Source organism: Rhizobacter sp. (assembly GCF_035702065.1).
Classification (GTDB): domain Bacteria; phylum Pseudomonadota; class Gammaproteobacteria; order Burkholderiales; family Burkholderiaceae_C; genus Rhizobacter.
Window position 1 is genome coordinate 1 of sequence record NZ_DASSRA010000210.1, and the last position, 7,761, is coordinate 7,761.

Consider the following 7,761-nt stretch of genomic DNA (forward strand, 5'->3'; position numbering starts at 1 on the left):
AGCGGCCACACCAGCCAGCCCCAGTGGGCGTGCGGCGCGTGGCCCAGCGCACCGACGCCCAGCCAGGCGGTGAGCACCCAGGCCGGCGCGGTGGCCCAGGCCGTCTGGCCCAGCACCCGCCAGTCGCGCCAGCGCGCCAACGCGGTCACGGCCACCGAGGTGGCGATGACCCAGCCGGTGAGCACGCTGGGCCACAGCAGCACCCAGTACTTCTGCGTGCGCAGCAGCAGGCGGTAGGCGTCGGGCAGCAGCACCTGCGTCCACCACGCCAGGCTCCACAGCACCACGGCCCAGTGCAGCACGGGCGCGGCCAGCCAGGCGCTCGCGCGGCCGGGCTTGGCAGCCCGCTGCAGCAGGTCGCCGGCGATCAGCCCGGCCAGCGTGAAGGCGAGCGGCGTCCACAGCGTGAGGCGGGCGCTCATCGTGGCCCACAGATCGGGCCCGAAGACAGCGAAGCCCAGCCCCGCGCCCAGTTGCAGCGCGGCCCAGCCGATGACCATGGCGCCGTGGTTCCAGCGCAGGCCCAGCCACAGGACACCGAGCGCCAGCGCCGAGCTCGCCACGCACGCCCACTGCGGCGTGAGCAGCATCCAGCCGAGCGCGGCCACGGCGGCCAGGCCGATCCACAGCTGGCCCACGGTGCCGATGGCTTCCCAGTCGGCCTGCAGGTCGCCTTGCTGGTCGGCCTGCGCGCGGCGGGCCAGGGCGAACATCGCCAGCGCACTCGCGGCCAGCAAGAGCATGCCCAGCACCGAGCCGGTGAGGAGTGGCGCGCCGGGCTGCTCGTTCATGCCCAGCGAAGTGGCCAGCCGCAACGTGGCCGCGCCCAGCACCAACAGCGCAAACGCGCGCGCGTAGCGGCGGTGCTGGCGCAGGCCCAGCCAGTACATGCCGGCGGCTTCGACGGCCCAGGTGGCACCCGTCCACTGCCCTTCGAGCGCGAGCGGGATGGTGAGCGTGCCGAAGACCACGCTCACGATCACGTAGGCCTCGCCGAGCAGCGCGTAGCGCGGGTTGCCACCGCGCATCAGGCCGCCACCCAGCAGCAGGTAGAAGAGCGAGAAACCGAGGGCGGCCCAGGCCGGGCCGAACGCGTGGTCGCGCACCAGCAGGTACTGCAGGCCGTAGGCGGCGAGCGGCACGCCGAAGGCCAGCGTGCTGTCCACGCGGCCCACCTGCGCCAGCGCCTGCGCGGCGCGCTGGGAGAGCGGCCGGCGCGCGTCGGGCTCGCCGCCCAGTGCGAGGGCTCGCCGCGCGAACAGCACGCCGACGAGCGTGAAGAGCACAAAGAAGAACAGCAGGAAGGCCTGCGTGCTCGGGTACAGCGCATCGGTGTAGTGCTTGTGCGCCCAGGCCCCGGCCAGCGTGAAGCTGCCCACGGCGCCGATCAGATTGAGCGGCCGCCAGGCGCGGAACCACGCCATCAGGAAGATGCCGATGTCGAGGATGGCCAGGTAGCTGAACAGCGCGATGTGGTTGCCGCTGCCGGTGGACACCAGCACCGGTGCGGCAAAGCCTTCGGCGGCGGCCACGTAGGCGAGCCAGGGCGCGTTCTGCACCACGGCAAGCAGAGCGCTCAACAGCGTCACGGCGAACAGGAAGCCGAAGGCCAGCTCGGCCGGCAGCAGCTGGCTCAGCTTGAGCGCGGCCAGCGTGGTGAGGTAGAACACGCCGATGCCCGCGCCCTGCAGCACGAGGCCGTAGCTGTCCTTGCGCTCGCGCAGGCGCCAGCCCAGGCCCAGCAGCACCGCACCCAGCAAGGCCACGCCGGCGTAGCGCAGCTCCACCGGCACGGTGACGCGCTCGGCCGCATAGCGCAGCAGGAAGGCCAGGCCCAGGAACAGAATCAGCACGCCCACCTTGACGATGGTGTTGCCGCCGAAGACCAGCTGGCGCAGCAAGGGCGGCATGCGCTCTTCGAACCTGGGCTGCGGTGCAGGGGCGGGGCGCGGTGGCACGGGCGCGTCTGCGCGCTTGAACGCCGACGAGGTGGCCGGCGTGGGCAGCTCGGACAGCGGCAGGGGCGCGGTATCGATCTCGTCGATCGTGTCGAGCACCGGCTCCGGTACGGCGATGGGCGGCGGCGGTGCCGGCACCGCGAGCACGGCCGGCGCCGCTTCGGGGATGGGTGCAGCCGCGGGCGCCGCGGCCTGCGGCGACAGGCGCTTCACCTCCGCGCGCAGTGCCGCCACCTCCTGCTCAAGCCGAACCACCCGGGCTTCCAGCGGCACCATCGGCGGGGCTGGCGGTGATGTGGTGGCTTGACGCGGCGGCGGCGCAGGCTCATCGGCCTTCTTGATCATCGTGGCCAACGCGATGCCCGCCGCCAAGCCGATCAGCCCGCCGACGAGTTCGCCCATCAACAAGCCCAGCACCAGACCCACCACGCCGAAGATGATCTTCATCTCGCCCCCCTGTTGTTGGCGGCGATTATGCGGGGGGCTGTCTGGCCCCGAGGCGCCCCGTGTGCGCGTGGATCAGGGGGTCGCGAGCGCCTTCTTCAAAGTGTCCGCTTCGGGCCCGAAGCCATACACGTCCATGCCGAGACAGCCGTAGGTCACGCCCTCGAACAGGCGCTGCGGCGCCACCTCGCGCCCGGCCGTGCCGGCGGCCACGAACCAGGGCAGGAGGTGCTCGTCGGTGGGGTGCATGTCCACGGCGTGGGGCGCGTGCTTTCGGTACGCGAAGAGGGCGTCCCAATCGCGGGCCGCGCTGCGCTCGTTCATCCAGCGGCGGAAGCCCGCGCTCTCGGCGATCTCGGGGGCACCCACCTCGGTGCGGCCGTTCGCGAACACGCGGTGCAGGTTGTGGGTGATGCTGCCGGAGCCCATCACCAGCACGCCTTGCTGGCGCAGCGTGGCCAGCACCTCGCCGAGCGCGAACTGCTGTGCCGGTGGCAGGTTGGGCACCCAGGCGAGCGGCAGCACGGGGATGTCGGCTGCGGGGTACATGAAGCGCAGCATGCTCCAGATGCCGTGGTCCAGGCCGGCCTGGTCGAGCTTGTGCACCGGCCAGCCTGCCTCACCCAACAGGCCTTGCACGGTGCGGGCGAGCGTGGGCTCGCCTGGGGCGTCGTACTGCAGCTGGTAGAGCGCGTCGGGGAAGCCACCGAAGTCGTGCACCGCGTGGTGCTGGGCACCGGCCAGCAGCACGGGCTCGCGCGCGGTGCTGTGGGCCGAGATGGCGAGCACGGCGCGTGGCCGGCCGAAGGTGGTGTCGATGGCCGGGCCGAGCGCCTGCACGAAGGCGCCGGTGGCGCCGGGCTCCAGCGCCAGCATGGGCGAACCGTGGGACAGGAAGAGGGCGGGCAGGGTGTTCATGTCGCCATTGAATCAGCGCATGCCGGCGGGAAGGTTCGGCGGATTTGCATGCAGTGTTCGCCGCGGTTGCTGGCAGCCGCCGATCGGCGCAAGCAGGGCTTGCAAGTGGCCTTGCCGGTACATAGATTGCTGATTCCAGGCACACCATTCTTGAAGGAGGCCTCCATCATGGCCAATGCCCTCTTTGCCTTTGAAGAACGTGCTGCCGGCGTGCGCGCTGCGTCCCGGCTGGTCGAGCAGGGCCTGCCGCCCGCTGCAGTGCAGCTCCACGCGCGGCCCGCCGGAAGCAATGAATCCTTCCGCCGCCAGGCTGACGAGCAGATCACCGGCGGCCTGCTGACCAACCTGTTCGACCTGTTCCAGGGCGCATTCGAATGGGGCTCGTCGCCGCACGATGCGGCCGCCTACGAGGAAACCATTCGCCGCGGCGGCGCCGTGGTGAGCGTGGATGCGACCACCGAGGACCAGATCGAGACGGCCGACGAGATCATGCTGGCCGCCGGTTGCGACAGGCACACCGACTGGAGCGAGCTGCCCGCGCGTTGAGCCTGGCGTCGGGTGGGCTTCTCCGCCCGATGGCGATCTCGGGTAAGGTGCGGCGCTGACGAAGCTCCTGACCCGCCTCGCGCCATGCCCACCTCATCTCCCGTTTCCCTGTGGCAGCTTGCCTGGCGCCAGATGGCGCGCGACTTCCGCGCTGGCGAGTTGCGCCTGCTGGTGGTGGCCGTGACGCTGGCGGTCGCCGCGCTCAGCGCCGTCGGCTTCTTTGCCGACCGGCTCAACCACGGCCTGGCACGAGATGCCCGCCAGCTGCTGGGCGGCGACGCCATCGTGGCGAGCGACCAGACCCTGCCGCCCGTGTTCGCCGAGAAGGCCCGCGCGCTGGGCCTCAAGCTTGCCCACACCGCCACCTTTCCCAGCATGGGCCGGGCGCCCGACGAGAAGGGCGGTGCCTCGCGCCTCGTGGCCGTGAAGAGCGTGACCGAGGGCTACCCGCTGCGCGGTGCGCTGCGTCTGGCCGACACACCCGGCGGCCCCGAGCAGCAGTCCACGCGCGCGCCGAAGCCCGGCACCGTGTGGGTGGACGCGCCCTTGCTCGACAGCTTGCAGCTTCGCGTCGGCGACCCGCTGCTGCTCGGCGATGCGCGCCTCACCATCGCGTCGATCATCGTCAACGAACCCGACCGCGGCGCCGGCTTCATGAGCTTTGCACCGCGCGTGATGCTCAACGATGCCGACCTCGCCGCCACCGGCCTGGTGCAACCCGCCAGCCGCGTGACCTACCGGCTCGCCGTGGCCGCGCCCGGCAGCAGCGAAGCGCCGGTGCGCGAGTTCGTGCAGTGGGCTGATGCGCAGGTCAAGAAGCAGGCGCTGCGCGGCGTGCGCGTCGAATCGCTGGAGACCGGCCGCCCCGAGATGCGCCAGACGCTGGACCGCGCCGAGAAGTTCCTCAACCTCGTGGCGCTGCTGGCCGCGTTGCTGGCCGCCGTGGCGGTGGGCATCGCCGCGCGCGACTTCGCCGACCGCCATCTCGACGACTGCGCCATGCTGCGCGTGCTCGGCCAACCGCAGCGCACCATCGCACTGCAGTACCTGATCGAGTTCGCCTTCGTCGGCCTGCTCGCCAGCGCGGCGGGCGTGCTCCTGGGCTATGCGGTGCATTACGTCTTCGTGTGGCTGCTCGCTGGGCTGGTGGATGCCGCGCTGCCTGCGGCCACCGGCTGGCCGGCGCTGTTCGGCGTGGGTGTGGGCTTCACGCTGCTGATGGGCTTCGGCCTGCCTCCCGTGTTGCAGCTCTCGCAGGTGCCGCCGCTGCGCGTGATCCGGCGCGACGTGGGCGCCCTCAAGCCGGCCTCCATCGCCGTGCTGGGCGCGGGCACGCTGGGCTTCGTGGCCTTGCTGCTGGCGGTGTCGTCCGACCTCAAGCTGGGGCTGATTGCCGTGGGGGGCTTCGCGGCCGCGGTGGCGGTGTTCGCCGTGCTCTCCTGGCTGGCGGTACAGACCCTGCGCCGCGCCGTGCCCGAGGCGCGCGCGCCGCGCTGGCTGGTGCTGGCCACGCGGCAGATCGCCGCGCGGCCGGCCTTCGCGGTGCTGCAGGTGTCGGCGCTCAGCGTGGGCCTGCTCGCGCTGTGCCTGCTGGTGCTGCTGCGCACCGACCTCATCTCGGCCTGGCGCCAGGCCACGCCGCCCGATGCACCCAACCGCTTCGTCATCAACGTGCAGCCCGAGCAGGGCGAGGCATTTCTGGCGCGGCTGCGCGCCGACGGTGTGAGCAAGTTCGACTGGTACCCGATGATCCGCGGCCGCCTGATCGCCATCAACGGCAAGCCCGCCTCGACCGACGACTACGCCGACGACCGCGCCAAGCGCCTGCTCGACCGCGAGTTCAACCTGAGCCACAGCGCCGCGCTGCCGCAGCACAACGTGGTGACGCAGGGCAAGTGGGTGAGCGAAGAGCCGGGCGGCCTGAGCGTGGAAGAAGGCCTGGCCGAGACGCTCCAGCTCAAGCTCGGCGACCAGCTGCGCTTCGACATCGCCGGCATGCCGGCCGAAGGCCGCATCACCAGCCTGCGCAAGGTCGACTGGGGCTCGATGCGCGCCAACTTCTTCGTCATGTTCACCACCGCGCAGATGAGCGATGTGCCGGCCACCTACATGGCCGCCTTCCGTGCCCCCAAGGCCGCGGGTTTCGACAACGCGCTCAGCCGCGAATTCCCCAACATCACCAACGTCGACGTGTCGGCCTCCATCTCGCAGATCCAGGGCGTGCTCGACCAGGTGGTGCGTGCGGTGGAGTTCCTCTTCACCTTCACGCTGGCCGCGGGCCTGGTGGTGCTGTTCGCCGCCGTCACCGCCACGCGCGAGGCGCGCGCGCGCGAGTTCGCGGTGATGCGTGCGCTCGGAGCCAGCGGCAAGCTGCTGGCCCAGGTGCAGCGCGCCGAGCTGTTGGGGGTGGGCGCGCTGGCCGGCTTCCTGGCGGCGGTCGCGGCCATGGTGGTGGGCTGGGCGCTGGCACGCTGGGTGTTCCAGTTCAGCTGGAACGCCTCGCCCTGGGTGCCGCTCGCGGGCAGCCTGGCCGGCGCCTTGCTGGCGCTGGGCGCGGGTTGGTGGGGCTTGAGGGAGGTGCTGCGCCGGCCGGTGGTCGAAACGTTGCGCCGCGCCGCAACCGAGTGAAGGAGCACAACAACATGGCCATCGACACCCCACGCCGCGCGCCGCGGCACTTCTCGATGATCCGCGGCTTTCACCTGGCCGACTTCCTCACGCTCGGCAACGCCGCCTGCGGCGTGGGCGCGGTGTTCCTCGCCATGGCCTACATGGCCAATCCCTCGCTCGGCCACTTCTATGCTGCGGCGGCCATGGCGCCGGCCGCGCTGCTGTTCGACGTGTTCGACGGCCGCGTCGCGCGCTGGCGGCAGACGCATTCGGCGCTCGGGCGCGAGCTCGATTCGCTGGCCGACATCGTGTCCTTCGGCGTGGCGCCGGCCGCACTCGGCTTCGCGGCGGGTCTGACCGGCGGTTGGGACGTGGCCGGCCTGATCTACTTCGTGTGCTGTGGCGTCTCGCGCCTGGCGCGCTACAACGTCACCGCCGAAGCGCTCTCGGAAGGCGCCGACAAGGTGGCCTACTTCGAAGGCACGCCCATCCCCACCAGCGTGCTGCTCACCGGCGTGCTCGCGGTCGCGGCATGGCAGGGTGCGCTCGGCCATGCCGTGTGGGGCGGGGCACTCCAGCTCGGGCCGTGGACGCTGCACCCGCTGTCGCTGATGTTCGTGCTCTCGGGCACGCTGATGATCAGCAAGACGCTGCGCATCCCGAAGCTGTAGCACGGCGCGAGGGCGCGTCGCTGCTGGTGGAGGCAAGGGGGAAGTGCTGCTTTCGACCCGTTGCCTTGTGGGCGCCTTGGCTTGCTCAGTAGTGCGGCGGCAGTTCGTCGCGCAGGCTGCGAAAGACCAGGGCGCCGTCAGCCGTGGGCATCTGGTTACGCAGCGTGGAGAGCTCAGTGGTCAGGCGGTCGATCTGGGCCTGCTGGCGCGCGACGATCTCGTTGAGCGTGTCCAGCAGGTCTTCGGTGAAGCTCGCCTTGATCTCGAGATCGGTGAGGCGGGCATCGGCGTCGGTGGGTTCCATCGGCCGCATTGTCTCGCGTCACGCGGTTGGCCGACGCGTGAGGGGGCTTGGACGAAGCCCTGTTGAATGGCAACCTCCTGGGCCTTTGCGCGGGCCTCTCCTGCTGGATTTGGGTCCCACACCGGCCGCTTCCGACCCATAGCGGTCCATCCTTCTACTCCCACGAATGACCGGACCCGTCGGCAGCGGTCGGTCATTCGCGGTTTCCATTTCAGATGGCCAGAAAGAATGTGACCGCACGCCGTCGTTCCGGAACAAAGCGCGGATTCGAACCTACTGTCCCGGCTCGACAGATTGACCGGCAGGGGCA

The 7,761-nt window shown here is 71.0% G+C and carries 6 protein-coding genes; 3 read left to right on the plus strand and 3 right to left on the minus strand.

Annotation, left to right across the window (positions count from 1 at the left end; translation table 11 throughout):
• Together VFL64_RS09770 and VFL64_RS09775 are read right to left on the minus strand one after the other, a co-directional pair.
• Window positions 1-2,405, minus strand: a 2,405-nt coding sequence (locus tag VFL64_RS09770; RefSeq protein ID WP_489540187.1) for a DUF2339 domain-containing protein, incomplete at its 3' end; no start/stop codon positions are given.
• 72 nt (window positions 2,406-2,477) lie between these two features.
• The gene (locus VFL64_RS09775; RefSeq protein ID WP_489540188.1) at window positions 2,478-3,320 is read right to left on the minus strand and encodes a dioxygenase family protein; all 843 of its coding nucleotides are present in this window, start codon (window positions 3,318-3,320) and stop codon (window positions 2,478-2,480) included.
• A 66-nt stretch (window positions 3,321-3,386) separates the two neighbouring features.
• Here VFL64_RS09775 and VFL64_RS09780 point away from each other — a divergent pair, with 66 nt between their 5' ends.
• From VFL64_RS09780 to VFL64_RS09790, 3 genes are all read left to right on the plus strand, one after another.
• Window positions 3,387-3,866: a hypothetical protein gene (locus tag VFL64_RS09780; RefSeq protein WP_489540189.1), complete on the plus strand. Its 480-nt coding sequence runs from the start codon at window positions 3,387-3,389 to the stop codon at window positions 3,864-3,866.
• Between the two features lie 84 nt (window positions 3,867-3,950).
• Complete coding sequence (locus VFL64_RS09785) at window positions 3,951-6,494, plus strand: ABC transporter permease (protein ID WP_489540190.1); 2,544 nt, start codon at window positions 3,951-3,953, stop codon at window positions 6,492-6,494.
• Between the two features lie 14 nt (window positions 6,495-6,508).
• Window positions 6,509-7,147: a CDP-alcohol phosphatidyltransferase family protein gene (locus VFL64_RS09790; RefSeq protein ID WP_489540191.1), complete on the plus strand. Its 639-nt coding sequence runs from the start codon at window positions 6,509-6,511 to the stop codon at window positions 7,145-7,147.
• Between the two features lie 85 nt (window positions 7,148-7,232).
• On the opposite strand, the gene VFL64_RS09795 is transcribed toward VFL64_RS09790, so the two are convergent.
• Complete coding sequence (locus VFL64_RS09795) at window positions 7,233-7,451, minus strand: SlyX family protein (protein WP_489540192.1); 219 nt, start codon at window positions 7,449-7,451, stop codon at window positions 7,233-7,235.
• Window positions 7,452-7,761: the final 310 nt, after the last annotated feature.

Bases quoted from the DNA above. Each gene is read 5' to 3' on its own strand.
- VFL64_RS09775 (WP_489540188.1), bottom strand. From the start codon at position 3,320: ATGAACACCCTGCCCGCCCTCTTCCTGTCCCACGGTTCGCCCATGCTG.
- VFL64_RS09785 (WP_489540190.1), top strand. From the start codon at position 3,951: ATGCCCACCTCATCTCCCGTTTCCCTGTGGCAGCTTGCCTGGCGCCAG.
- VFL64_RS09790 (WP_489540191.1), top strand. From the start codon at position 6,509: ATGGCCATCGACACCCCACGCCGCGCGCCGCGGCACTTCTCGATGATC.
- VFL64_RS09795 (WP_489540192.1), bottom strand. From the start codon at position 7,451: ATGGAACCCACCGACGCCGATGCCCGCCTCACCGATCTCGAGATCAAG.